This window comes from Gaetbulibacter sp. S0825 (assembly GCF_011777505.1).
Taxonomy (GTDB): Bacteria; Bacteroidota; Bacteroidia; order Flavobacteriales; family Flavobacteriaceae; genus Pontimicrobium.
This window is the reverse complement of record NZ_JAATJT010000003.1, coordinates 587,944-614,003: the sequence shown is the minus strand read 5'-3', so window position 1 is coordinate 614,003 and position 26,060 is coordinate 587,944. Positions and strand designations below refer to the sequence as shown.

Here is a 26,060-nt window from a genome sequence, read left to right as displayed (position 1 = left end):
ATGGAGAGTAATAATATATCGGTTGGACTAGATATTGGAACCACAAAGATTGTGGCCATGATTGGACGCAAAAATGAATATGGAAAAGCAGAAATTCTAGGTATTGGAAAATCTAAGAGTTTGGGAGTTCATAGAGGTGTAGTAAATAATATTACGCAAACAACACAGTCAATTCAGCAAGCAGTACAAGAAGCCGAAGCAGCTTCAGGGATGAAAATTAATGAAGTTACGGTTGGTATTGCAGGACAACATATTAGAAGTCTTCAACATAGTGACTATATAACAAGATCAAATTCTGAAGTAGTAATAGACGAAGACGATATAGACAGATTAATCAATCAAGTGCATAAATTGGTAATGCTTCCAGGAGAAGAAATTATCCATGTATTACCGCAAGAATATAAAGTTGATGGACAAGCCGAAATAAAAGAGCCAATAGGTATGTATGGAGGTAGGCTTGAAGCAAATTTTCATGTCGTTGTTGGTCAAGTGTCTTCTATTAGAAATATTGGACGATGCGTTAAAAGCGCAGGATTGGAACTGGAAGGTATCACTTTAGAGCCTTTAGCTTCTGCGAATGCAGTATTGAGCGAAGACGAAAAAGATGCAGGAGTTGCTCTTATAGATATTGGAGGTGGAACAACTGATTTAGCCATTTTTAGAGATGGAATCATTCGCCATACAGCAGTCATTCCATTTGGAGGAAATGTTATTACCGAAGATATTAAGGAAGGATGCTCAATCATAGAAAAGCAAGCCGAATTACTAAAAATTAAATTTGGTTCTGCATGGCCTGGAGAAAATAAAGATAACGAGATTGTCTCTATCCCAGGACTTAGAGGTAGAGAACCAAAAGAAATTACATTAAAAAACCTGTCAAAAATTATTCATGCAAGAGTCGTAGAAATTATTGAACAAGTATATGTTGAAATAAAAAACTATGGTCATGAAGAACAAAAAAAGAAACTAATAGCAGGAATAGTTTTAACAGGAGGTGGAAGTCAATTAAAACATTTAAAACAGTTGGTAGAATATATCACTGGAATGGATACCAGAATTGGCTATCCAAATGAGCACTTGGCAGGAGAAAGTGATGATGAAGTAACGAGTCCTTTATTTGCGACAGCAGTTGGGTTGGTTATGGATGGTCTAAAACGTCAAGAGAAAAAAAGAATAGAAAGTGTCGCACAAGCTACCCTTGAAGCTAGTGAGGTACTAGATGATAACGAACAAGAACAAACCATTGAACAACCTAGAAAAGAACGAAAATCTTTTCTGGATAAATTAACCGAACGCGTTAAAGATTTTTTAGATAACGCTGAGTAAACAAAATAAAAGAAACCAGTAAAAACTAATTTTATGAGTAGCAACAAAGACATTGGGAGCATTACATTCGATTTGCCAAAAAATCAATCCAACGTCATTAAAGTAATTGGTGTTGGTGGTGGAGGTAGCAATGCTATCAATCACATGTTCCAACAAGGAATTAAAGGTGTAGATTTTGTAATCTGCAACACAGATGCACAAGCCCTAAACAACAGTGGAGTTCCAAACAAAATTCAATTAGGCGTTAGCCTTACCGAAGGATTAGGAGCAGGAGCAAATCCAGAGATTGGAGAACAAGCCGCTGTAGAAAGCCTTGAAGATATAAAGCGCATGTTAGATACCAATACAAAAATGGTGTTTATCACTGCTGGAATGGGTGGTGGAACAGGTACAGGAGCTGCTCCAATTATTGCAAAAATGGCAAAAGAGCTGGACATTTTAACTGTAGGTATTGTAACGATGCCATTTCAGTTTGAAGGAAAAATTCGTATTGCTCAAGCTCAAAAAGGTATTGAAACGCTTCGCGAACATGTAGATTCTTTAGTTGTAATTAATAATAATAAACTAAGAGAAGTTTATGGAAACTTAGGTTTTAAAGCTGGTTTTTCTAAAGCAGATGAAGTGCTGTCAACAGCCTCTAGAGGTATTGCTGAAGTAATTACACATCACTACACACAAAACATCGATTTACGAGATGCTAAAACCGTATTGAGTAATAGTGGAACAGCCATTATGGGCTCTTCTAGTGCTTCAGGATCTAATCGTGCTCAAGAAGCGATTATGAAAGCACTGGATTCACCATTATTAAATGATAATAAAATTACAGGAGCTAAAAACGTATTGTTGCTTATCGTTTCGGGTTCTCAAGAAATCACTATTGATGAAATTGGTGAAATCAATGATCATATTCAAGCCGAAGCTGGTTATGGCGCGAATATTATTATGGGAGTTGGTGAAGACGAAGCATTAGCAGAAGCAATTTCAGTAACCATTATTGCAACAGGTTTTGATGTAGAACAGCAAAATGAAATTTCTAATACAGAAACAAAAAAAGTAATACATTCTTTAGAAGAAGATCAAAGCATGGATCAGGATTTATCTAAGGATAAAGAGCCAGCTATCATTACACCAGATATTATTTTAGAAAAAGAAGTAAAGGAAGAAAAAGTAATACACACATTGGTTGATGAAGACGAAGAGCGTCATGATATGAACTTGATTCCTACTACCGAAATCATTAAAAATATTAATGTAGTGTACGATGAAGTTCTTGCAAATGTAGATGATACGGAGTTTATTATAAATGAAATAACTACTGAAGAAACTGTAGAAGAAGAGCAAGTGCAGGAAGAGCAAATTATGTTAACTTTTGATTTGCCTTTGTCTACACAAAAAAAGGAGATAGAGGAAATAGAAACTGTAAGTGAAAAAATCACTTTCGAATTAGATGATGAGGTAAAAGATATGTCTGTAAAAGACTATGTTGAGCTAATCCCTGTAACAGAAGCAAATAAAGATGGCGAAACTAAATATGCACTTGACGATTATATTGTTTTAGAATCTGCCATTAATGAAAAAGAACAAAAGCAAGAAGTTGTTTTAGAAGTTGAAGATGAAATAGTTTTTGAAAAGAAAACTATTCAAGAAGAAACAGAGGAAGATTTAGGAGATGAATTAGACCCTATAAACAGCCCGATTTCTCAACTCTTAAAAGAGAGAGCTAATGAGCGTCGTAAAAAAATGAAAGAGTTTAATTATAAATTCAACAATGCAAAAATTGACGATATAGAAAAAGAGCCAGCTTATAAAAGGCAAGGAGTAGACTTAAATGATGTACAGCATTCATCCGAGACTAATGCATCTAGAATGTCTATTGGTATGGATGATAACGACGATGTTCAATTAAGAAGTAATAATTCTTTTTTACACGATAATGTAGATTAATTAATAGCGAGAATTTTAGTATTTAACCTAAAGCCCTAAAAATTTTCCTCAAGTTTTTAGGGTTTTCTTTTGTTCTTTCCTTAAATATTTCTTGCTTACTTTTTTAGTATCTTCGCAGAACCTAAAATAATTATTTATATGAGTTTACAAGATCAAATCATGACTTCTATGAAAGAAGCAATGAAAGCAAAAAACCAAACAGCATTAACAGCATTAAGAGCAGTGAAATCTGCCATTTTAATGGCAAAAACTGAAAGTAGCGCAGCTAGTGAACTTACGGAAGAGCAAGAATTAAAACTACTTCAAAAACAAGTAAAGCAGCGAAAAGATAGTGCTGCCATATTTTTAGAGCAAGGTCGTGAAGATCTTGCAACACCTGAACTAGCTGAAGCTGAAATTATTGCACAGTTCTTGCCAGAAGCAATGAGTGAAGAAGATATAGAGAAAATAGTAGTACAAGTAATAGAAAGTACTGGAGCAAATGGTATGAAGGATATGGGGAGAGTTATGGGAGTCGTTAGTAAGCAACTAGCAGGACAAGCCGATGGTAAGACTATATCTACTATTGTTAAGTCAAAATTGATATAAAATTAGGGCTCCTTAGCTCAATTGAATAGAGCACTGGATTTCGGCTCCAGCGGTTCGGGGTTTGAATCCCTGAGGAGTCACATTATTTAAATTAAAGAGTGCTTTAGGGCGCTCTTTTTTATTGAGTAGCTAAACAATTATCAATTTATAATTGCGTTACTTTGTAATATGACGCTACCCCATTTCTTAATCCAAGAGACACCTTCCAATAACATTATTATTGCCATATTTTTGTTGGCACTTTTAATCATGATGCTTTATTATGGATTTAGAATGCTTGAAATGGCAAGAGTGATGCGTTATAAAAAACCTTTTTTCACTCATTTTTACCCAATTAAAAAAAGGCTTACACCAAAACAAAAATTAATATTAAAGGATTTTTTGTTTTATGGTAGGTTATCAAAAAAGGAAAAAGGATATTTTGAGCATCGTGTGGCTTGTTTTATAGAAGATAAAACCTTCATTGGAAGAGATGAATTAAGAATAGACGATCAAGTTAAAGTGTTGATTTCGGCAACAGCTATAATGCTTACTTTTGGTTTTAGAGATTTTTACATTGGCTTAATTGATAAGATATTTGTTTACCCAAAATCCTTTTATTCTAAAACGAATGACGATTATCATAAAGGAGAATTTAATCCTAAGTTAAAATCCTTAGTACTTTCATGGGAGGATTTTATGCATGGTTACAATATTGGTGATGATAATTTAAATTTAGGCATCCATGAATTTGCACACGCCATACATTTAAACAGTTTAAAAGAACGAGATGTCAGTTCAACGATATTTAAAGATTCTTTTAAGGAATTAACAGAGATACTTTCTAATAGTAAGCCAATGAGGGATAAGTTAATAGCTTCTAGATACTTTAGGGAGTATGCGTATACCAATCAATTTGAATTTCTTGCAGTGTTAATTGAATATTTTTTTGAGACACCAGTTGAGTTTAAAACACAATTTCCAAGTATTTATCTTAAAGTAAAACAGATGTTAAACTTTAGTTATGCTAAATATTAATGCTTGTTTATTCTTACTACATGACTTTTGTCATAATTTAAAAACCTCTTCTTAGTTAACTTTAAAGGTAAATATAAAACCTAGAATGATGAAAAGAGGAACACCAATTTCGGCAATAATGACAAAGAATGTTATTACATTAAATACATCGGATACTTTAGAAACTGCTGAACGTTTATTTAAGCAAAATCATATTAGACATATTCCAGTGGTTAGTGGAAAAAGCATAAAAGGAATGTTAAGTCTTACAGATTTATTACGTATTAGTTTCGCTGATGCTGTTGATGAAACTGAAGATTATGTAGACACCATCGTATACAATATGTTTACGATAGAACAAGTCATGGCTAAAAATTTAATAAGTGTTACATCTAAAACTACTATTAAAGAAGTAGCAGAAATTCTAGCAAAAAAAGAGTTTCATGCTATTCCTGTGGTTGATAATAATAAATTGGTGGGTATTGTAACTACTACCGATTTAATAAATTATTTACTAACGCAATTCGATGAATAGTTGTCCTAAAAATTTTTAGGAATTAGCAAGGGTTTTTAAGTCTTTAATAGTTTCTATTTGATTAGAACTCTTAAATACAAAGCTACCTGCAACTAGTACATCAGCTCCTGCATTAACAAGTGCTTTGGCGTTTTTATTGGTGACGCCACCGTCAATTTCAATTAAAGTTGAAGCACCCTTACGTACAATTAATTCCTTTAATTGTTCAACTTTATTGTAAGTGTTTTCAATAAAACTTTGTCCTCCAAAACCTGGGTTAACGCTCATTAAACACACTAGGTCAATATTATTAATAGTATCTTCTAAAAGGCTCACATTTGTATGCGGATTTAGAGCCACACCAGCTTTCATTCCTTCTGCTTTAATTGCTTGAAGTGTTCTATGTAAATGTGTACAAGCTTCATAGTGTACTGTAAGTATATTGCTTCCTAAAGCAGCGAAGGTTTTAATATATCTATCAGGATCTACAATCATTAAATGAACATCAATAGTTTTTTTTGCATGTTTTGTAATAGCTTCTAAAACAGGCATCCCAAAAGAAATATTTGGTACAAATACACCATCCATAATATCAATATGAAACCAATCAGCATCACTATTATTTACTGTTTCAATATCTCTTTGAAGGTTTGAAAAATCGGCTGCTAAAATTGAAGGTGCTATTAATTTACTCATTTTATAAAAATATGTCTTTTGGCAAAAATAGTGTAAAAAAGTGAACCCAGAGTAATCAGCTCTGGGTTCTTTCATCAATCAAAAAACGAACAGTTATGTAACTGTTTGTTGCGTTTATTAGGATAAATATAACTATCCTAGGTAAGTTTTTAAAATTTTACTACGAGATGTATGTTTTAATCTACGAATTGCCTTTTCTTTTATTTGGCGAACACGTTCTCTAGTAAGGTCAAAAGTTTCACCAATTTCTTCTAAAGTCATTGGGTGTTGATTGCCTAAACCAAAGTATAAACGTATTACATCTGCTTCACGAGGTGTTAACGTCTCTAAAGCTCTTTCAATCTCTGTACGTAACGATTCGTGTAATAAATCTTTATCTGGATTTGGAGATTCACCACTACGTAATACATCGTAAAGGTTAGAATCTTCACCTTCTACTAGAGGTGCATCCATTGATACATGACGTCCAGAATTCTTCATAGATTCTTTAACGTCGTTTATTGTCATGTCTAATTCTTTAGCAATTTCCTCGGCACTTGGTGGGCGCTCATGTGATTGCTCTAAGAATGCATAGGTTTTATTAATTTTATTAATAGAACCAATTTTGTTTAGTGGTAAACGTACAATACGTGATTGTTCAGCTAATGCTTGAAGAATTGATTGACGAATCCACCATACTGCATACGATATAAATTTGAAACCTCTGGTTTCATCAAATCGTTGTGCGGCTTTTATAAGACCTAAATTACCTTCATTAATTAAATCTGGTAAAGTAAGTCCTTGATTTTGGTATTGCTTAGCTACAGATACTACAAATCGTAAGTTAGCTTTTGTTAATTTTTCTAAAGCAATTTGGTCTCCTGCTTTAATACGTTGTGCTAACTCTACTTCTTCGTCTGCTGTAATTAAGTCAACTTTTCCTATTTCTTGTAGGTATTTATCTAACGATGCAGTTTCTCTATTAGTAACCTGCTTCGTAATTTTAAGTTGTCTCATCTAAAGGTCTCCTGTTTTAAGTTTATTGGGATTAATACTCCTGTCGTATAGTTATACGTGAAATGTTACTAAAATGTTACAAAAAATTAAATTTTAATTAATTTTTTGTCCGTTAAATTAATATCACTAAGCATTTCGTCAGTGAATTTGTAATGACCACGAGTAGTAATTAGCCTAAAATTATGAGATTTTATTACACTTAGCGTATTTAAAAATAACCATTTCGATTTCAACAAATTGGTTTTAGAGGTTTTTAAACTAATGTCAAAAATATGCTTTCTGCCTTCTTTTTCGGCTACAATATCGGGTGTTATTGTAATATCACTACCTTTTTTGTGATATGATTTTGGTGTTTCGTAACCTTTCATATCTGCCTTGATATTTTGGTAGCCCAAATTTTGCAAGTAATTTACTGAGGTTTCTAAAAAATCTGAATACTCTTCTTTGTCGTTAAATGTCATAGCTCATAATATAACGAAATTTATTGGATTTACAAATTTTATTGATACTTAAACGTTTTGTTATTGCTTGCAAACGATTGTTTTTAAACAAAAAAACCTCTCAAAATTAATTGAGAGGTTTTATAGTTATAGTAGATAGAAGGATTTTTTATTCTTCTTTCTTGCCTTCTCTAGGTCTTCTATCGTCACGACGATTATCTCTACCTCGGTTATCTCGTCCACGATTATCACGTCCACGATTATTATCTCTTGGTGGTCTTTCTACATAACCTTCTGGTTTTGGTAAAATCGCCTTACGAGATACTTTCTCTTTACGAGTACGTTTATCTATTCCAAAATATTTTACATCAAAAACGTCTCCCATATTCACAACATCGCTTACATTTTCAGTACGTTCCCAAGCTAATTCACTTACGTGTAATAATACTTCGTTTCCTGGAGCTTCGGTATATTCTACAACAGCACCAAAATCAAGCATCTTAATTACTTTAACCTCGTAAATACTTCCAACTTCTGGCTTGAACAATAAAGAGTCTATTTTAGCCATTACAGCTTCAATACCTTTTTTGCCTACACCAAGAACTTCCACAATACCTTCTTCAGTCACTGGGTCTTCATTGATAACAATAGTTGTATCAGTTTCCTTTTGTAATTCTTGAATGACTTTACCTCCTGGACCAATCAAAGCACCAATAAACTCATTAGGAATACGACGTGTTACCATAGTTGGTGCGTGTTCCTTAACTTCAGCATTTGGTTGTGCAATAGTATCCGTTAATTTCTCTAAGATATGTAAACGACCTTCACGAGCTTGTTTTAATGCATTCACTAAAATTTCGTATGATAATCCTTTTACTTTAATATCCATTTGACAAGCTGTAATACCATCAGCCGTACCAGTAACTTTAAAATCCATATCTCCTAAATGATCTTCATCACCTAAAATATCAGATAATACAGCGTACTTTCCAGAATCTGCATCAGAGATTAATCCCATGGCAATACCAGAAACTGGTTTTGTCATTTGTACACCAGCATCCATAAGTGCCATTGTACCAGAACATACAGTTGCCATAGAAGACGAACCATTAGATTCTAATACTTCACTTACCACACGAACTGTATAAGGACAATCTTCAGGAATCATGCCTTTTAAAGCACGTTGCGCTAAGTTACCATGTCCAACTTCTCTACGAGATGTTCCACGGATTGGTCTAGCTTCTCCAGTACAAAAAGGAGGGAAGTTATAATGTAAATAAAAACGTTCTTCACCTTCTTGAGATGGCATGTCTATTTGGTTTGCATCTCTAGATGTTCCTAAAGTTACTGTAGCTAAAGCTTGAGTCTCTCCACGTGTAAAGATTGAAGAACCATGTGTTGAAGGTAAATAATCAACTTCACACCAAATTGGTCTAATCTCATCTGTTTTACGACCATCTAAACGTAAGCCCTCGTTTAAGGTTAAATCGCGAATAGCAGATTTTTCAGCTTTACGATAATATTTAGATACTAAATCACCAAAGTCTTCTAATTCTTCTTCAGAAAAAGTGGCTTTTATCTCTTCTTTTATTTCTTCAAATGCAGCACTTCTTTCATGTTTAGAAGATCCAGCTTTTGCTATGGCATATACTTTATCATAAGCCATATTATGAACTTTCTTTGCCAATTCTTCATCCTCCCTTTCTCCTTCGTACTCACGTACTTCTTTCTTTCCAAATGCTTCAGCTAGTCTAACTTGAGCAGCACATTGAACTTTAATTGCTTCGTGAGCAAACTTAATGGCATCAGCCATTTCTTCTTCAGAAATCTCATCCATTTCACCTTCAACCATCATAACTGAATCAGCAGAAGCACCAATCATCATATCTAAATCAGATTCTTCTAATTGTGCAAGTGTTGGATTGATTATAAACTCACCATTTACACGACCAACTCTCGCTTCGGAAATTGGGCATTCAAATGGGAAATCACTTAATTGAATAGCTGCTGAAGCGGCTAAACCTGCCATAGCATCTGGCATAACATTCTCGTCATGTGACATTAATTGTATCATCACCTGAGTTTCAGAGTGATAATCCTTTGGGAATAGTGGACGTAAAACACGGTCTACTAAACGCATAGTCAATACTTCACCATCACTAGGTCTTGCTTCTCTTTTAAAGAAACCTCCTGGATAACGTCCAGCAGCAGCAAATTTTTCACGATAATCTACCGTTAATGGTAAAAAGTCGACATCTGCTTGTTTGTAATTGGAAACAACTGTACATAATAACATACATTTTCCAGATTGCACAACAACGCTACCATGAGCTTGTTTTGCTAATTTTCCGGTTTCGATAGAAATTTCTCTACCGTCCCCTAGGTCTATGACCTCTTTAAAAACTTGTGGAATCATAAATTTTTTAATTCTAGTTACTGACGATTTAATTATTGTCAGAACACTGTTAAACAATGGTCGTTGTGTTGTTGTAGTTGTTGTGTGACACCTAAGTGTCTGACCAATGAAAAACTATATTTAGCTTCTTCAATGCGCAGTTTAAACTCTTGCGCTCGAGTTATATTAAAACAAAAAAGAGGCGTAAAGCCTCTTTTTAATTATTTTCTTAATCCTAATTCTTTTACTATGGCACGATATCTTAAGATATCTTTCTTAGTTAAATAATCTAGTAGAGCACGACGCTTACCTACTAATTTTACTAGTGAACGCTCAGTATTAAAATCTTTACGATTGTTTTTTAAGTGTTCAGTTAAGTGATTAATTCTGTGAGTAAATAATGCAATTTGTCCTTCAGCAGAACCTGTGTTTTTTGCATCTTTACCGTGTTTTTTAAAGAGTTTCTCTTTAGCTTCTTTTGTTAAATACATGCTAATATTATTGTAAATGATTTTTATGTACTTGATTACGGTTTTCGTATTCAAGCGGCAAAGATAGTAAAAATTAGAGACTTGCAATTTTTTTAGGCCTGTTTTTACATCTTAAAACGTAATAATTTTTGCCAGTCATTTTTAAAACAATTAAACCATTTCATTTTAAGAAAGTCTTAACATATATAAACTTAAAATTTGCAATGATGAAAAAATTAAATGTAACGAAACAAATGTTAGTGGCATCATTAGGTCTTACACTTGTCTTTTTTGGATGTAGTGATAATGAACCTATTGAAAATTTAGAACAAGACCTTAATTCTACTGAAGTGGCATTATCAGCCGAAATGGATGTTGCTTTAGAGACTATGGATGATATTGCTATTGATGCTTATGAAGAACAAGAAGTTAATGAAGATACTTCAGGTAGAACTACCAATGGTAATGAATTTTTTACACTACCTGACTGTGTAACCATTACAGTTGTTGCTCAACAAAATTATAGAGAATTAACTATTGATTTTGGAACTGAAGGATGTGAAGTGAGAAACAATATTTTAAAGGGTAAAATTATTTTATCTTATACTAGAGATCCAGAAGCTAGGGAGATTTTGATTACTAAAACGTTTGAAGATTTTTATTTTAATGATAAAAATATTTTCGGAGGAAAAACTATTTTGCGTGAACGTTCTAATGTTAATGGAAATCCTCAATTTACCAAAACAGTAGATATTACGGTTGTTTGGCCTGATGAGGTTGAAGCATCTAGAGTAGGAACAAAAGTTAGAGAATGGGTAGAAGGACATGGAAGCGGAGTTTGGAGCGATAATGTGTTTGAAGTTACTGGAAACTGGACATCGAATTTTAGAAACGGAAACACGCATTCGTACGAAGTGACTAATCCATTAAGAAGAGAAGTTATATGTCGATTTTTTGTAAGTGGTTCTATAGATGTAGAGCGCACAAATTTTGCAGGTGTTTTTGATTATGGAGATGGCGATTGCGATAATCAAGCGACTTTTACTTTCGAGGATGGTACCGTAAGAGATATTACACTTAGATAAGTAGGTTTTTGATTTTGTAGTTATAAAAAAAGCGAGCCAACTGGCTCGCTTTTTTTATGTTCTTAAAGGTTGATTTGTTATTAAATCTATATAAAGATTGATTTTGTCTTTAAGGTCTTTTCTATGAGTTATAAAATCTAAAAAACCATGTTCTTGTAAAAACTCAGCGGTTTGGAAACCTTCAGGTAATTCTTTCCCTGTGGTATCTCTAACAACACGAGGCCCTGCAAATCCAATTAACGCTCCAGGTTCACTTATATTAATGTCTCCTAACATTGCGAACGATGCTGTCGTTCCACCAGTTGTTGGGTCTGTACATAGTGAAATGTATGGAATTTTTGCATCAGCAAGTTGAGCTAATTTTGCAGATGTTTTTGCTAATTGCATTAAAGATAATGCAGCCTCCATCATACGTGCACCTCCAGATTTTGAAATAATCATAAAAGGTAATTTCTTTTTTAAAGAATAATCTGCGGCACGTGCAATTTTTTCACCTACAACACTTCCCATAGACCCTCCAATAAAACTAAAATCCATACATGCAATAACAAGTTCTTTTCCTTTGGATTTTCCAACAGCTGTACGTACAGCATCTTTTAGATTTGTTTTTTCTTTAGCTGCTTTTAAACGATCTGTGTATTTTTTATTATCGGTAAATCTTAAAGGGTCTTTGGATTCTAGCTTTTCGTCTAGTTCTTTAAATTTATTATCATCGAAAAGGATTTCAAAATACTCTTTACTGCCAATGCGAACATGATAACCATCTTCTGGACTTACATAATAGTTTTTTTCTAATTCTTCGGTATCAATTACTTTTCCAGTAGGAGATTTGTACCATAATCCTTTTGGAGTATCTTTTTTTGCTTCTGTGGGAGTTTGGATTCCTTTGTCCTTACGTTTAAACCAAGCCATTTTACTCATCTAAGTTATATTAGTTAGTATGAATGCAAAACTACATAAATTTTATAATGTATTTACATTATTTAAATCTTCAAATGCTTTCTTTAAGCGTTCAACAAAAGAATTTTCTGCTTCACGTAGCCATTTTCTTGGATCATAATATTTTTTGTTTGGGACATCATCGCCATCAGGGTTTCCAATTTGCGATTGTAAATAGGCTTCATTTGTTTTAAAATAATCCCTAATGCCACTCATAAACGCATATTGCATATCTGTATCAATATTCATTTTTATAACGCCATAGCCAATGGCTTCTCTAATTTCTTCAACGGTAGAACCTGAGCCACCGTGAAACACAAAATCTATGTGGTTATGGTCTAAACTAAATTTTTTAGATACATATTCTTGAGAATTTTTTAAAATTTTTGGTGTTAGTTTTACATTTCCAGGTTTGTAAACACCATGTACATTTCCAAAAGCTGCTGCAATGGTAAATTGGTTGCTAATTTTGCTTAATTCTTCAAAAGCATAAGCAACTTCTTCTGGTTGGGTGTATAGTTTTGAATCATCTACATCTGTATTATCCACACCATCTTCTTCACCTCCTGTAATGCCTAATTCAATTTCAAGTGTCATCCCCATTTTGCTCATGCGTTGAAGATATGTTTTACATATTTCTATGTTTTCTTCAATAGGTTCTTCCGATAAGTCAATCATGTGCGAGCTATATAGTGACTTGCCAGTTTTTGCAAAATGTTGCTCACTTGCATCTAATAGGCCATCTACCCATGGTAATAGTTTTTTTGCACAATGATCGGTGTGTAAAATTACAGGGACACCATATTCTTTTGCTAGTAAGTGTACATGTTTTGCACCAGCGACAGAACCAGCAATGGCAGCTTTTTGATTCTCGTTAGATAATCCTTTTCCTGCATTAAAATGTGCACCTCCATTGGAAAACTGGATGATTACAGGTGCGTTTAAATCTCTTGCGGTTTCTAAAACACCATTAATACTATTCGAACCAACAACATTTACAGCAGGTAATGCAAACCCTTTTTCTTTGGCTAGTTTAAAAATTTCTTGTACCTCTTTTCCAGTTGCTACTCCAGCTTTAATGTTATGTCCCATTTTATGATGTTTTTGTAGATGATTTGTAAAATACAAAACTACATAAATTTTAATCAAAATGGGTTTGCTAGAAGACCCAAAAAATCAAAAAGTTTGCGCAATCGTTTTAGTAAAAAACAAAAGAATTATGTTAAAAAGGATAGTTTATTCCGATGTTATAAACTGCGTTTCCAAAATTGTAGTCATTAAACCATCGATTGGCAGTTTTGTATGATGGGTCATAGGTTTTAAAGCCGATATCACTCCTAAATACGAAGAATCCAAAATCATATCTTAATCCGAAGCCAGAACCAATGGCAATGTCTTTTAACGAATTAAAATCAGTAAAAGTTGCATTAGGGTCATCTTCATTATCCAATACATTCCATATGTTTCCAGCATCTATAAAAAGAGCCCCGTTTAGGTTTCCAAATAAATTAAAACGATGTTCGAGGCTAAGGGCAATTTTCATGTTTGCTTCGTTAAACTCATTATTACTGTCCGAACTTCCTGGTCCTAAATTATATGCTGTCCAAGCTCTATTGTCGTTAGCACCTCCTGCAAAAAAACTTTTCGAGAATGGTATGTTATTAGAATTTCCATAAGGTATTGCTATGCCAAAGAAACTTCGTATAGCTATAACATTATTTCTGCCAATATCCCAATGTTTTATATAGTCAAATTCGGTTTTAATATACTGAGAGTAAGGTACGCCAAATAGCTTATATCTATTGTCATTGTTCTTGTTTAATCCCAACAATTTTGATGTTGTCGTTAATAAATTCCCAGCTGATTCTAATTTAAACCTGAATATAGAAAAAGTCTCATCAATCAAGTTTTCTCGATTGTCTTTTACATAACTAAAACTAGTAGCGAAAATTAGGTTGTCTTCGGTAAGTCTATCTTTACGTTCTTTAATATTATTTACAGTTTTGTACTCGTCACTGTTGGTATTTTCAAAACCAGAATCTTGCAACACTAAATCTATGAACTCATCGGCTTTACTTCTAATTAATTCATCTGTTCCATTATCGTTTGTAATAAATTCTGGCGGCGTATTATAGGTGTTTACTGCGATATTCTCTAAACGGTTAAATGAATTTTGATAGACTTTAAAATAATTTCCGGGGTTTAAATTTCTAACATATTGCGTGTTAAATAAATCCAGATTATTGGTGACAGTTTCAGAAGGATTCCAATTGTAGTTTAAAATACCATTAACCGTTTGTTTATCCAAACCAATATTTGTTTGACTTGTAAAACCTAAACTTAACCTAGTAATTGGTGACATATATTTAGGGATAATCCTCTCTGTATTAAAAGGAAAGAAAAACCTAGGAATGGTTAATTTTGTATTGACACCAACCTCATTTATATCAAAAAATTGATCGCTACTTGAGCCATTTTTAGATGCTCCAATGGCACCTAATGCTGAAATCTCAAAAGTTTCTGCACCTCTAAAAATATTTCGAATAAGTAACCCTGTGTTAAAGGAAAATCCAACAGATTGAATATTGCTTTGCGATACATTAACATCTAATCCAAGACCATATTTTTTTCTTGGTGACAGTTTTATATTTGCAGTTAATGTGGAGTCTTGCTCATGTATATCATATCTAATACTTGGATATTTAAAAATTCCAAATTTGTTTAAGTATCGAAATGTTCTAGTTCTATCTATATCGCTATATAAATCACCTCTATTAATAAAGATGGCTTGCTGGAGAGCTTTTGGTCGATAACGCAATTTATCAAAACTATAATATCGAGCATTACCATATCTAGCAGTAAGTTGAGGTTCTTCGCCTTCTTTTTCAAAAGAATCGTCTGTAATAATATTTACATTTCTAATTCTATAAGGTTTAAAAGGCACCACAGCTACTGAATCTTCATTACGAATAGTACGGTTTCTAATTTTTACATCAACATCTGCTCTTTTTATGCTATCATCCTTGATAATATCAAACTCTATGTAATCTTGAGAAAAATGATATAAACCTGAGTTTCTAAAGGATGCAGTAAGTCTTTCTCTTTCATTGTCAATATTTACTTTTTTAAATTGATCTCCTTTTTTTAACAAACTCGTAGCTTGGACATTTTGGTAAAGTGAATCTATTAATTTTGCTGAGTTAGAACTGTAAATAGAATCTAATAAATACGGCTTACCAGTTTTAACAAAATAATTAACTGCAGCTCGTTTATTTTCTTTTTTATCAATCTCGTAAGTAACTTCTCTATCAAACCAACCGTTCCAGTAATAATAATTGTTTAAATTATTTTTCGAACGTTCGGTTTTTATGCTATCTAAAATTACAGGAGGTTCCCCAGTTTTTTTTAACCAGCTGTTTAGGTTTTTTCTAGTTTCTATGTCTTTTTCTAGTTGTTTTCTAGAAAGTCTCTTGGTTTTTCGAGCTAATTTTTTAGGATTATTATAAATTTTTTCATTTAATATAGAGTCTAAATTTGGGCGTGCTAAATTGTAGATATGCAATCTTAAAGGAAAACCAAGTAGTTTATTGTTTGCTCGTTGATATACAAGATTGTTAATCTCTTCGGATGATGTAGTTTTCTCATTAACAGTAACCGAGGTTTTGGTTAGTAAATGCTCATCTTCACTAACTCTTTTAACTACATTGCATGATACAATACTGCTAATAAAAATTACTAGAAATAATATTTTCGTAAAGATGTGTTTCAATTAAAAAGGAAAAATTAAAAGTTTGTAAAAAGCAAAACCTTAGTAGCTTCAAAAATACATTATTTCCATCGAAAAAAAATAATTAGCTAAGAGGTTATTATTGTTTATAATTAATATGTTTCTTTATATAAATTTAAAACGATAAAATTCGATATTTGTTGGAATGCTAAGTAAAAGTCAAATAAAGCTCATAACAAGTCTAAAACAAAAAAAGTACCGTCAGCAATACAAGTTATTTGTTGCTGAAGGGAAAAAAACTATTCTAGAACTATTACAGTCAAATTTACAATTACATCAGCTATACACAACTATGTTGGAGTTTGATGTTTTAGATGACTTAATGACTCAAATTTCAAACACAGAACTTAAAAAAATCAGTTTTTTAAAATCACCAAATACCGCTTTGGCAGTTTTTGAAATTCCAAATGAAACTTCTATCGACTTTTCTAAGTTAGTTGTTGCATTAGATGACGTTAGAGATCCTGGGAATTTAGGAACAATAATTCGATTATGCGACTGGTTTGGTGTTAAAGACCTTATATGCAGCTATGAAACTGTAGATTGTTATAATCCAAAAGTAATACAAGCCACAATGGGCTCTATTACAAGAGTTAACGTAAGTTATATAGATTTAAAACAAGTGCTACAAATTCAAAAAGCAGAAGTTTTTGGAGCATTTATGGACGGAGAAAATGTGTATGAAAGTAAATTGCCAAATTCTGGAATTTTGGTTTTAGGAAACGAAGCAAACGGTATTTGCCATGACATAGAAAGTCAAGTAACAAAACGGATTTCTATTCCTCGTTTTGGTGAATTGCAAGCAACCGAAAGTTTAAATGTAGCAAACGCCACAGCGATATTATTAAGTGAGTTTAAGAGAAGATCTATTGAAATGTAAAGTTGATGAACAAACCTCTAGATTTCATAGTTGTTATATTGCTAGTCCAAGGGCTATCTGGATCTACATCTCTAACCAATTCATCATTAATAGCAAAAACACCTCTAACAGAAGGCGTAAATTTAAACCATGGTAAATAGATGTCTATTCCTGCACCAACTTCGTAAAAAATTACACCATTTTTTGTTCTAAACTGACCATTGCTGTTATCATCAGGGTTATTTTGGTTACTGGATAAGTTTACAGAAGTAGAAAAACCACCAACCACAAACGGTTTAATGTTATTGACACGCTTTGTAGATAATTTTAAAAGCAGAGGAAAATGTATATACGTAGAGTTTACTTCTCTCAATAGGTCTGAGTCGTTATAAGATACACCATTAAAATAACTGCTATGGTAATGTAATTCACGTTTAGTAATGTATAAACCTGGTTCTAAACGTATATCTATATAATCGTTTATACGCATGTTACCCACAAGACCAACGCTAAAGCCAACAGTTTTTAGTGTTTGGATATCTGGTAAATCTTGGTTGTAGTCAAAATTATAATCATAACTATTAAATCCTAAAAAATAACCATAAGACCATTTAGGCTTATCCATGTTTTGATTGTTTTGGATTTTATTTTTGCTAAATAGTTGTGCCGAAGCTGTTTGCGTAAATATTAGTAATGTTAAAACTAAAAGTATGTTCTTCATAGTTACTGCTTAGTTGCTTTATATATGGTTGCCACACCAAATGTTTGTGGCAATGCTTCCGCATTAATAAACCCAATTTTATGTAAAATATTGTTTAATGCCTCGCCATAAGGAAAAACTGAAGCCGATTCGCTTAAATAGGAATAGGCAACTTTGTCTCTAGAAAATAATTTACCAATTAATGGCATAATTCCTTTAGTATAAATATTATAACCCTGTTTAAAAGGGAATTTAGTTGGTACTGATGTTTCCAAAATCACAAAAATACCTTGGGGTTTTAAAACACGTAAAATTTCGGATAGCCCTTTTTCTAAGTTTTCGAAATTTCGTACACCAAAGGCTACAGTTATTGCATCAAATGTATTGTCATCAAAAGGCAGATTTTCAGAATCACCTAATATCATATCAATTTTATTGTTCAAATGTTTTTTGGTGATTTTTTGTCTACCAACTTCTAGCATGCCATCGCTAATATCCAATCCAATTATTTTTGAAGCATTGGTTTCAGATAAGTTAATCGCTAAATCTCCTGTTCCTGTTGCAATATCAAGTATGGTGTCAGGTTGTTTTTTTGCAACGATAGCCACAACTTTTTTACGCCATTTCACATCTATGCCAAAAGAAATTACACGATTTAAGCCATCATATTCTTTAGAAATGGTATCAAACATTTTTGTAACCTGCTCTTTCTTGCTTAAATCGCTGTTTTTATATGGGTTTACTTTTTTAGACATGAATATGTTAGAAAAATTTGATGTTAAGTGATATTTAGTGCAAAGAAATGCAATTCGCATACAAATCCCTAAAAATAAATTATATTTGCACATCTTTATATTTAATAATAACAGATGAAGATTATTATTGCTGGAGCTGGTGAAGTGGGATTTCATTTAGCAAAACTTTTATCTTACGAATCTCAAGAAATTACATTAATAGACTCAAAAAAAGATAGCCTTATTTATGCGGATACGCATTTAGATATTAAGGTTGTTAAAGGAGATGCAACATCTATTGCTATTTTAAAAGATTGTCGTGTTGATAATGCCGATTTGTTTATAGCAGTAACATCTTCAGAAACCACAAATATTACCGCCAGTGTTTTAGCAAAACAATTAGGAGCAAAACAAACTATTTCAAGAATTTCTAATACAGAGTTTATAGATTTTAAAGATGAAGTAGGCTTTACCAGATTTGGAATTGATGAGTTGATTTCTCCAGAATCTTTGGCAGCAGCCGAAATAGAATTGCTTTTAAATCAATCTGTTTTTAGCGATACTTATGAGTTCGAAGATGGTGCTTTGACAATGCTTGGACTCAATCTTTCAAGAACAGCTGCAATAGTCGGAAAGTCAGTTAAAGACGCTGCAAAGTTGATGCCTGAAGTACATTTTATGCCTATTGCAATACAGCGTTTTGGGTCGCATTTAACTATCATTCCAAGAGGAGATACACTTTTAAAAGAAGGTGATCACGTGGTGTTTATGACCTCAAAAGGAGGTGATGAGGAGATATGTAAACTTACTGGAAAATTTAAGACCGAAATTAAGAATGTCATGATTCTTGGAGGAGGAAAAATTGGCTCAAAAACAGCAAGAGATTTAACAGACAATAAATTTAATATCAAGTTAATAGAGAAGGATAGAGATATTGCAATGGATCTTGCTGATGAGCTTCCAAATACTTTGGTTATTAATGGTGATGGAAGAAATGTTGAGCTTCTTGATGAGGAAAACATTGAAGATATGGACGCTTTTATTTCGGTTACTGGAAACTCCGAAACAAATATAATGTCATGTCTTGTTGCAAATTCAAGAGGCGTTAAAAAAACAATTGCCTTGGTTGAAAATATGGATTATTTCGAGTTGTCCCATTCTATAGGTATCGATACTTTAATTAATAAAAAACTCTTAGCAGCAAACAATATTTTTAGGTATATACGTAAAGGTGAGGTTGTAGCTATGACAAAACTCAACAATATGGATGCTGAGTTGCTGGAGTTTATTGTAAAACCTGAATCAAAAATTTGTAATAAACTTATAAAGGAGATTAAATTCCCCCGTTCTGCAATTATTGGTGGTGTTATACGTAATGATGAAGGTGTTATTGCTTTAGGAGATTTTAAAGTTGAAGCAGGAGACAGAGTAGTGGTGTGTTGCTTGCCTCAATCAATTAAAAAAGTTGAAAGCTTTTTCTATTAGTGAAAGAAATGAGTATCGTTAATGAAACTTAACTATAAAATAATTTTTCATTTTCTTGGATTACTACTATTATTTAATGGTGGTTTTATGTTGCTTGCGGCCATTATGAGTTATGCTTATAATGATGGTGCGACACTTAGTATTTCATTATCTGGAATTGCGGTTATGGTTATTGGCATTCTTGTTATGTTGATTACCAAAAATCATGAAAAAGAAATGAATAAACGTGAAGGTTATATTGTAGTAACCTTTGGGTGGATTATCATGGCACTTTCTGGAACTCTACCTTATGTTTTAACCGATTCTATTCCAAGTTTCACTAATGCCTTTTTTGAAACCATTTCGGGATATACAACAACTGGCTCAACCATTTTAAATGATATAGAATCCTTACCAGAAGGAGTCTTATTTTGGAGAAGTTTAACGCATTGGATAGGAGGTATGGGAATTATTGTACTTGCCATTGCTATTTTACCATTATTGGGTATTGGAGGAATGCAGTTATTTGCTGCTGAAGCTCCTGGGCCAAGTGCAGATAAGTTACATCCTAGAATTACCGATACCGCTAAGCGTTTATGGTTAATCTATTTTGGATACACAGCAGCGGAAACAGTATTGTTGCAAGTTGCAGGAATGTCGTTTTTTGACGCTATTAATCATTCAATGAGTACTTTGTCTACTGGTGGGTTTTCAACAAAAAATGCAAGTTTAGCATATTGGAATAATCAGCCTATCATTCAATACATTGTGATTTTGTTCATGTTCTTAGCAGGAACCAATTTTGTACTAAGTTACTTTGCGTTTAAAGGACGTGTTCAAAAAATAATAAAAGATGAAGAGTTTAAATTGTACTTTAAATTTATTGTAATTTTTACAATTGTAGCCTCTTTGATTATTTACTTTAAGGCAGATGTTACAGCATCTTCCATTGCACATCCAATGGTTTGGGGAGAAGGTGAAAGTGCTTTAAGACACGCCTTGTTTCAAGTGCTTGCAATTATTACTACCACAGGATTTGTTACTGCCGATTTTACACTTTGGACACCATTTTTAACCGTTTTCTTTTTTGGATTAATGTTTCTTGGTGGATCAGCAGGAAGTACTTCTGGTGGCGTGAAAGTAGTGCGACATTTATTAATGATTCGCAATGGCTTTATGGAGTTTAAACGCACATTACACCCAAATGCTATTTTACCTGTACGTTACAATAAAAAATCTATTGACGAGAAGATTATTTTTAATATTCTAGCGTTTTTTATTCTCTATATGCTGTCATTTATTGTTGGTGCATTGGTGTTTTCTATGTTAGGTTTAGATTTTAAATCTGCTATAGGTGTTGCAGCTTCAAGTTTAGGAAACGTTGGGCCTGCGTTGGGAGACTTTGGACCAGTAAATAACTTTTACGATATGCCTGCAATTGGTAAATGGTGGGCGTCCTTTTTAATGCTTATTGGTCGTTTAGAATTGTTTACAGTTCTTATTTTATTAACACCTTTTTTCTGGAGAAACAGATAATTTCTTTAGTTTTTTTAAATCTATTTTCTTCAATATTTACAATATCTTTCGTGATTTTTCATGCTTATTTTCAAAATGATTTTAGAATATGTTATGTAACATTTTTATTTAATCATCGTCTTATATGTATAAATCAATCAAAAAAATTAAATCATGGAATTAGTATTATCACATCAAGAATTTGAACCATTACCCAAGAAGAAAAGAGAGCATTTTGTTTTTAATAATGAAGGTATTTTAAGTTCAGCCTATAAAGAAGAAATAAAGAACAACTTCTTTCAGTCTAGTCCAAAATCTGTTTTTGGAGTTAAACAACGTATTAAGAGTTTTCAATATCAATATACTTTAGGTATTGATGCTGTTTTAAAATTGTCAGTTTTCGCAATAGCAATCATAGCGGTTTTTAGTTAAACACATACATCAACATATATTTTAATTTAGTTAGTTAGTAACCTTGGTTGGTTATGCTAAAAAGCCACATCTTTAACAGTATGTGGCTTTTTATTTATGGATATTTTTTTATCGAAGTGACAAGTAGTTTTAATTAACTACTTCTTTTATACGTTTTATAGCTTCAATTAATTCTTCTTGTGATGCTGCATACGATATTCTAATAGTATTGGCATTTCCAAAAGCTTCTCCTGTTACAGTAGCTACGAGTGCCTCTTCTAATAAAAACAATGAAAAATCTGTTGCATTATTAATGGTTTTGCCTCGTAATGTTTTTCCAAAATAACTCGAAATGTCTGGTAATACGTAAAAGGCACCTTCAGGAGTATTGGTTTTAAAACCTTCAATGTCTTTTAGAAGATTTAATACTAAATCGCGACGCACCTTAAATTCGTCAACCATATATTTTACACTACTTGGGTTAGCTTCCATAGCTGTAATTACAGCACGTTGTGCAATACAATTGGCACCACTTGTTATTTGACCTTGCATTTTATTACAAGCCCTAGCAATTTCGGTAGGTGCACCAATAAAACCTATTCTCCAACCTGTCATAGCAAACGCTTTTGAGACACCATTTACAGTAATAGTTCTATCGTACATATCATCAAATTGTGCCATACTTGCATGACCACCTTCAAAGTTTATGTGTTCATAGATTTCGTCGGATACCACATAAATATCTGGATGTTTTTGTAGAACATCTGCAATGTCCCTAAGCTCTTGTTCGCTATATACTGAACCACTTGGGTTACATGGCGAACTGTACCAAAGCATTTTTGTTTTTGGTGTGATGGCTGCTTCAAGCTGCTTAGCTGTCATTTTGAAGTCTGTCTCAATGGATGTAGTAACTTCAACAGGAATACCTTCATTTAATTTTACTATATCATTATAGCTTACCCAATAAGGACAAGGTAAAATTACTTCGTCACCAGGGTTAATCATTGTGGCAGCAATATTAGCTAAACATTGTTTAGCACCAGTAGAAACAACAATTTGAGGTAAGGTATATGTTAGATTGTTATCACGTTTAAACTTAGTGATTATAGCTTGTTTTAATTCTACATAACCATCAACAGGTGTATACGAATTATAGTTTTCATTAATTGCTTTTATAGCAGCATCTTTAATAAAATCTGGGGTGTTAAAATCTGGCTCACCCAAACTTAAACTAATAATGTCTTTTCCTTCAGCCTTTAATTCTCTTGCTTTAGCAGCCATAGCTAAAGTTGCAGAGGTAGACATTTTTAAGACTCTTTCAGAAAGTAGGCTCATTGTAATGTATTGTTAGTAGCGTAAAAATAAACTAAGCTAATGCAGGCTTTTGGCCTAAGACTTTTAACTGTCTGTAATGTTCTGCAATAGCCTTCCATATTGTATTGTATTCATTGTAAGGTAAACTACATTCTTTTGCAGTTTGCTTAACAATTTTTGCAATGTTTTTATAGTGAATATGACTAATGTGCGAAAACAAATGATGTTCAACTTGTCTATTTAAGCCACCAGTGTAAAACTCTACTAACCAACTTTTGGGTGAAAAATTAGATGTTGTAAATAATTGGTGAACTGCCCAAGTGTTTTTCATATTTCCATCCTCATCAGGCAAAGGCATCTCGGTGTTTGGCATTACGTGTGCTAATTGGAAAATAACACTTAAAATAATTCCCGCAGTATAATGCATTATTAAGAAGCCTATTAATACTTGCCACCAAGTATATCCTAAAGATAACGGTAAAACTACCCAAATAGAGTAATAAATTATTTTTCCAATAATTAGCTTAGTCCATTGTGTTGCAGGATTTGGCATTTTTCCATAAGATAATTTTCTTTTTAAGTATAGGTATGTTTGCTTAAAATCGGTAGTAATAGCCCAATTTACTGTTAATAATCCATATAAAAAGAACGCATAATATTTTTGATATTGATGAATTTTCAACCACTTTGAATGTTTTGAAAAACGAATGATTCTTCCAGCATCAATATCCTCATCATGACCTTGAATGTTAGTATATGTGTGGTGCAATACATTGTGTTGCACTTTCCAGTTATAATCATTTCCAGCTAATATATGTATACTGCTTCCCATTAGCTTGTTTACCCATTTTTTACTGGAAAAAGATCCATGGTTAGCATCGTGCATTACATTCATACCAACACCAGCCATACCAACACCAATCGTTATCATGCATAAAACTAAAGCCCAACCTGGTAAATTAACAGTAAGTAAGAGTACTAGAGGTCCAAGCAATAATGTAAACATTATGATGGCTTTTGTATATAATTTCCAGTTACCTGTTTTTTTTAGGTTATTTTCTTTAAAATAATCGTTTACTCGTTTATTTAGGGTTCTAAAAAATTTGGCTGAATCAGTTCTTGAAAAGGTGAGAGTTTGTTTATTCATGTTTTGTTTATTATCAATATAATAACGTTAGTTTGTTCGTTTTTATATAATAAGTTGCAAATATATTAATTATTAAATCGATAATCTTTTAGCAAAAGAATTATTATTGGTTTAAATAGTTAATTTTGTCTAAAAATATTAATTAATGGAATTAATTCAAAAATATTTCCCTCAACTTTCTGAAATTCAAAAGGAACAATTTAGTCAACTTTTTGAGCTTTATTTAGATTGGAATTCCAAGATTAATGTGGTTTCAAGAAAAGATATTGATGAATTGTATTTACGTCACGTATTGCATTCTCTTGGTATTGCAAAAGTAATACAGTTTAAAGATGGAACAACTGTTTTAGATGTTGGTACTGGAGGAGGGTTTCCTGGGATTCCATTAGCTATACTTTACCCAGAATGCAATTTTCATTTGGTGGATAGTATTAATAAGAAATTAAAAGTGGTTGACGCATTAGTAGAAAGTTTAGGTTTATCAAATGTAAAGACCTCGCATAAGCGCGCTGAAGATATTAATGAAACCTTCGACTTTATTGTAAGTAGAGCGGTTACATCTATGTCTAGTTTTGTTGGTTGGGTGAAAAGAAAAGTAAACAAAAAAAGTAACCACGAGCTTAAAAATGGAATTCTATACTTAAAGGGAGGAGATTTAACCGAAGAATTGCAAGACTTCCCCAAAGCCACTATATATAGTCTTAGTGATTATTTCAATGAAGATTTTTTCGAAACTAAAAAAGTGGTGTATTTGCCATTAAAGTATAAACCATAAATACTATGATGGTTAAAACTATAATTAAAAAAGGATTGTTTGTATTACTATTTAGCATCTCATTTTCTAGCTGCAAACAAGAAACACCTTCAAAAGATACACTACAGCAACTTATTGATGGTGAGTTACAAATTATTGATTTAACACATGTGCTTAACAATACAAGTCCTTATTGGCCAAATGACAAAGGAAACCCTTTTGAGTACGATACTATTTTTGCACGTAAAAGTGGTGCACCAGGAATGGGAGCTTATAGCACACCTGAGCATTTTGGAACGCATATTGATGCGCCAATTCATGGTGGAGATAATTTAAAATCAGTAGAACAGCTTAGCGCAACCGATTTGTTTGGACCAGCGGTAGTCATCGACATTTCTGAGCAAAGTGGAACAAACCCTGATTATATATTAAGTAAGTCTGATATTTTAAAATGGGAAACAGTTAATGGAGTACTTCCTAAAGGCGTAATAGTGCTTTTATATACTGGTTGGAGTAAAAAATGGAACGATTATAAAGCCTATAAAAATGAAGATAGTAACGGCAAAATGCATTTTCCTGGTTTTTCTAAGGAAGCTGCACAATTTTTAATTGATGAGCGAGACATAAAAGGTATTGGTATAGACAATATGAGCGTAGATGCAGCTCAAGCTAAAGGCTTACCAGTTCATAGCGTAGTTAATGGATCAGGAAAATACCAGTTAGAAAACGTAGCTAATTTACATTTGCTACCACCTAAAGGTATATTCCTAATTGTAGCACCCGTAAAAATTCAAGGAGGCTCTGGTGGACAAGTGCGTTTATATGCTGTACTACGTTAATTTCTATAAGTTGCTTCCCAAAAGCCACTTTATATTGTCTTAGTGATTATTTTGAAGAAGATTTTTTCGACACAAAAAAAGTGGTGCACTTACCTTTGAAGTATAAAGGATAAATTAGCAAATAAAAAAACCTGCAATTGCAGGTTT

At 32.8% G+C, this 26,060-nt stretch carries 24 protein-coding genes, 1 tRNA gene and 1 pseudogene; 14 read left to right on the top strand and 12 right to left on the bottom strand.

Translation table 11 applies throughout. The features are described from left to right. The 6 genes from ftsA (at position 1) to HB672_RS14035 (ending at position 5,389) form a co-directional block, all read left to right on the top strand. The gene (gene ftsA / locus HB672_RS14060) at positions 1 to 1,326 is read left to right on the top strand and encodes a cell division protein FtsA (RefSeq protein ID WP_167770143.1); all 1,326 of its coding nucleotides are present in this window, start codon (positions 1 to 3) and stop codon (positions 1,324 to 1,326) included. Positions 1,327 to 1,359: 33 nt separating this feature from the next. After that, a complete protein-coding gene (gene ftsZ / locus HB672_RS14055; protein WP_167770142.1) occupies positions 1,360 to 3,270 on the top strand; it encodes a cell division protein FtsZ in 1,911 nt (636 codons plus the stop codon). Positions 3,271 to 3,408: 138 nt separating this feature from the next. Then, positions 3,409 to 3,858 (top strand): GatB/YqeY domain-containing protein, encoded by a 450-nt coding sequence (locus tag HB672_RS14050; protein ID WP_167770141.1) that lies wholly within the window; start codon positions 3,409 to 3,411, stop codon positions 3,856 to 3,858. A 6-nt stretch (positions 3,859 to 3,864) separates the two neighbouring features. Further along, a tRNA-Arg gene (locus HB672_RS14045) sits at positions 3,865 to 3,938 on the top strand. A gap of 88 nt (positions 3,939 to 4,026) precedes the next feature. Beyond that, positions 4,027 to 4,875: a zinc-dependent peptidase gene (locus tag HB672_RS14040; RefSeq protein WP_167770140.1), complete on the top strand. Its 849-nt coding sequence runs from the start codon at positions 4,027 to 4,029 to the stop codon at positions 4,873 to 4,875. Between the two features lie 88 nt (positions 4,876 to 4,963). After that, the gene (locus HB672_RS14035) at positions 4,964 to 5,389 is read left to right on the top strand and encodes a CBS domain-containing protein (RefSeq protein ID WP_167770139.1); all 426 of its coding nucleotides are present in this window, start codon (positions 4,964 to 4,966) and stop codon (positions 5,387 to 5,389) included. A gap of 15 nt (positions 5,390 to 5,404) precedes the next feature. On the opposite strand, the gene rpe is transcribed toward HB672_RS14035, so the two are convergent. The 5 genes from rpe to rpsO all read right to left on the bottom strand — a co-directional run bounded on the left by rpe (position 5,405) and on the right by rpsO (position 10,386). Then, complete coding sequence (gene rpe, locus HB672_RS14030; protein ID WP_167770138.1) at positions 5,405 to 6,064, bottom strand: ribulose-phosphate 3-epimerase; 660 nt, start codon at positions 6,062 to 6,064, stop codon at positions 5,405 to 5,407. A gap of 132 nt (positions 6,065 to 6,196) precedes the next feature. Further along, the gene (locus HB672_RS14025) at positions 6,197 to 7,060 is read right to left on the bottom strand and encodes a sigma-70 family RNA polymerase sigma factor (RefSeq protein ID WP_136842664.1); all 864 of its coding nucleotides are present in this window, start codon (positions 7,058 to 7,060) and stop codon (positions 6,197 to 6,199) included. Positions 7,061 to 7,146: 86 nt separating this feature from the next. Next, a complete protein-coding gene (locus HB672_RS14020; protein ID WP_167770137.1) occupies positions 7,147 to 7,521 on the bottom strand; it encodes a hypothetical protein in 375 nt (124 codons plus the stop codon). Between the two features lie 148 nt (positions 7,522 to 7,669). Next, positions 7,670 to 9,916, bottom strand: a complete 2,247-nt coding sequence (locus HB672_RS14015) for a polyribonucleotide nucleotidyltransferase (RefSeq protein WP_167770136.1) — start codon at positions 9,914 to 9,916, stop codon at positions 7,670 to 7,672. Between the two features lie 200 nt (positions 9,917 to 10,116). Next, positions 10,117 to 10,386 (bottom strand): 30S ribosomal protein S15, encoded by a 270-nt coding sequence (gene rpsO / locus HB672_RS14010; protein ID WP_167770135.1) that lies wholly within the window; start codon positions 10,384 to 10,386, stop codon positions 10,117 to 10,119. Positions 10,387 to 10,589: 203 nt separating this feature from the next. On the opposite strand from rpsO, the gene HB672_RS14005 reads away from it, so the two are divergent. Then, positions 10,590 to 11,450, top strand: coding sequence for a hypothetical protein (locus HB672_RS14005; RefSeq protein WP_167770134.1), 861 nt, complete (start codon positions 10,590 to 10,592; stop codon positions 11,448 to 11,450). A gap of 54 nt (positions 11,451 to 11,504) precedes the next feature. Here the strand turns inward: HB672_RS14005 and accD are convergent, their stop codons facing one another. From accD to HB672_RS13990, 3 genes are all read right to left on the bottom strand, one after another. Continuing rightward, positions 11,505 to 12,362, bottom strand: coding sequence for an acetyl-CoA carboxylase, carboxyltransferase subunit beta (accD, locus tag HB672_RS14000; RefSeq protein ID WP_167770213.1), 858 nt, complete (start codon positions 12,360 to 12,362; stop codon positions 11,505 to 11,507). 51 nt (positions 12,363 to 12,413) lie between these two features. Next, positions 12,414 to 13,481, bottom strand: coding sequence for a class II fructose-bisphosphate aldolase (fbaA, locus tag HB672_RS13995; RefSeq protein ID WP_167770133.1), 1,068 nt, complete (start codon positions 13,479 to 13,481; stop codon positions 12,414 to 12,416). A gap of 130 nt (positions 13,482 to 13,611) precedes the next feature. After that, on the bottom strand, positions 13,612 to 16,158 hold the full coding sequence (locus HB672_RS13990) for a BamA/TamA family outer membrane protein (protein ID WP_167770132.1): 2,547 nt from the start codon (positions 16,156 to 16,158) through the stop codon (positions 13,612 to 13,614). 163 nt (positions 16,159 to 16,321) lie between these two features. Between HB672_RS13990 and HB672_RS13985 the strand changes: the two genes are divergently transcribed. Next, positions 16,322 to 17,056, top strand: coding sequence for an RNA methyltransferase (locus HB672_RS13985; RefSeq protein ID WP_167770131.1), 735 nt, complete (start codon positions 16,322 to 16,324; stop codon positions 17,054 to 17,056). Here the strand turns inward: HB672_RS13985 and HB672_RS13980 are convergent. Continuing rightward, positions 17,043 to 17,756 carry a porin family protein gene (locus tag HB672_RS13980; RefSeq protein ID WP_167770130.1) on the bottom strand — a complete coding sequence of 238 codons (714 nt, stop codon included), beginning with the start codon at positions 17,754 to 17,756 and terminating at the stop codon, positions 17,043 to 17,045. The two genes, HB672_RS13985 and HB672_RS13980, sit on opposite strands and share 14 nt — an antisense overlap. A 2-nt stretch (positions 17,757 to 17,758) precedes the next feature. Then, the gene (gene ubiE, locus HB672_RS13975; RefSeq protein WP_167770129.1) at positions 17,759 to 18,490 is read right to left on the bottom strand and encodes a bifunctional demethylmenaquinone methyltransferase/2-methoxy-6-polyprenyl-1,4-benzoquinol methylase UbiE; all 732 of its coding nucleotides are present in this window, start codon (positions 18,488 to 18,490) and stop codon (positions 17,759 to 17,761) included. Between the two features lie 114 nt (positions 18,491 to 18,604). On the opposite strand from ubiE, the gene trkA reads away from it, so the two are divergent. The 3 genes from trkA (at position 18,605) to HB672_RS13960 (ending at position 21,880) form a co-directional block, all read left to right on the top strand. Beyond that, complete coding sequence (gene trkA / locus HB672_RS13970; protein WP_167770128.1) at positions 18,605 to 19,954, top strand: Trk system potassium transporter TrkA; 1,350 nt, start codon at positions 18,605 to 18,607, stop codon at positions 19,952 to 19,954. 21 nt (positions 19,955 to 19,975) lie between these two features. Continuing rightward, on the top strand, positions 19,976 to 21,469 hold the full coding sequence (locus tag HB672_RS13965; RefSeq protein ID WP_167770127.1) for a potassium transporter TrkG: 1,494 nt from the start codon (positions 19,976 to 19,978) through the stop codon (positions 21,467 to 21,469). A 153-nt stretch (positions 21,470 to 21,622) separates the two neighbouring features. After that, entirely contained in the window at positions 21,623 to 21,880 is a 258-nt protein-coding gene (locus HB672_RS13960) for a hypothetical protein (protein WP_167770126.1), read from the top strand. A gap of 129 nt (positions 21,881 to 22,009) precedes the next feature. Here the strand turns inward: HB672_RS13960 and HB672_RS13955 are convergent, their stop codons facing one another. Both HB672_RS13955 and HB672_RS13950 read right to left on the bottom strand, forming a co-directional pair. After that, a complete protein-coding gene (locus tag HB672_RS13955; RefSeq protein ID WP_167770125.1) occupies positions 22,010 to 23,194 on the bottom strand; it encodes a pyridoxal phosphate-dependent aminotransferase in 1,185 nt (394 codons plus the stop codon). A 31-nt stretch (positions 23,195 to 23,225) separates the two neighbouring features. After that, a complete protein-coding gene (locus HB672_RS13950) occupies positions 23,226 to 24,320 on the bottom strand; it encodes an acyl-CoA desaturase (RefSeq protein ID WP_167770124.1) in 1,095 nt (364 codons plus the stop codon). Between the two features lie 145 nt (positions 24,321 to 24,465). Here HB672_RS13950 and rsmG point away from each other — a divergent pair, with 145 nt between their 5' ends. The 3 genes and pseudogenes from rsmG to HB672_RS14735 all read left to right on the top strand — a co-directional run. Beyond that, complete coding sequence (rsmG, locus tag HB672_RS13945; protein WP_167770123.1) at positions 24,466 to 25,095, top strand: 16S rRNA (guanine(527)-N(7))-methyltransferase RsmG; 630 nt, start codon at positions 24,466 to 24,468, stop codon at positions 25,093 to 25,095. A gap of 5 nt (positions 25,096 to 25,100) precedes the next feature. Beyond that, a complete protein-coding gene (locus HB672_RS13940; RefSeq protein WP_167770122.1) occupies positions 25,101 to 25,913 on the top strand; it encodes a cyclase family protein in 813 nt (270 codons plus the stop codon). Positions 25,914 to 25,936: 23 nt separating this feature from the next. Then, positions 25,937 to 26,026, top strand: a pseudogene (locus HB672_RS14735) (16S rRNA (guanine(527)-N(7))-methyltransferase RsmG); the annotation flags it as partial. Between the last annotated feature and the right edge of the window lie 34 nt (positions 26,027 to 26,060).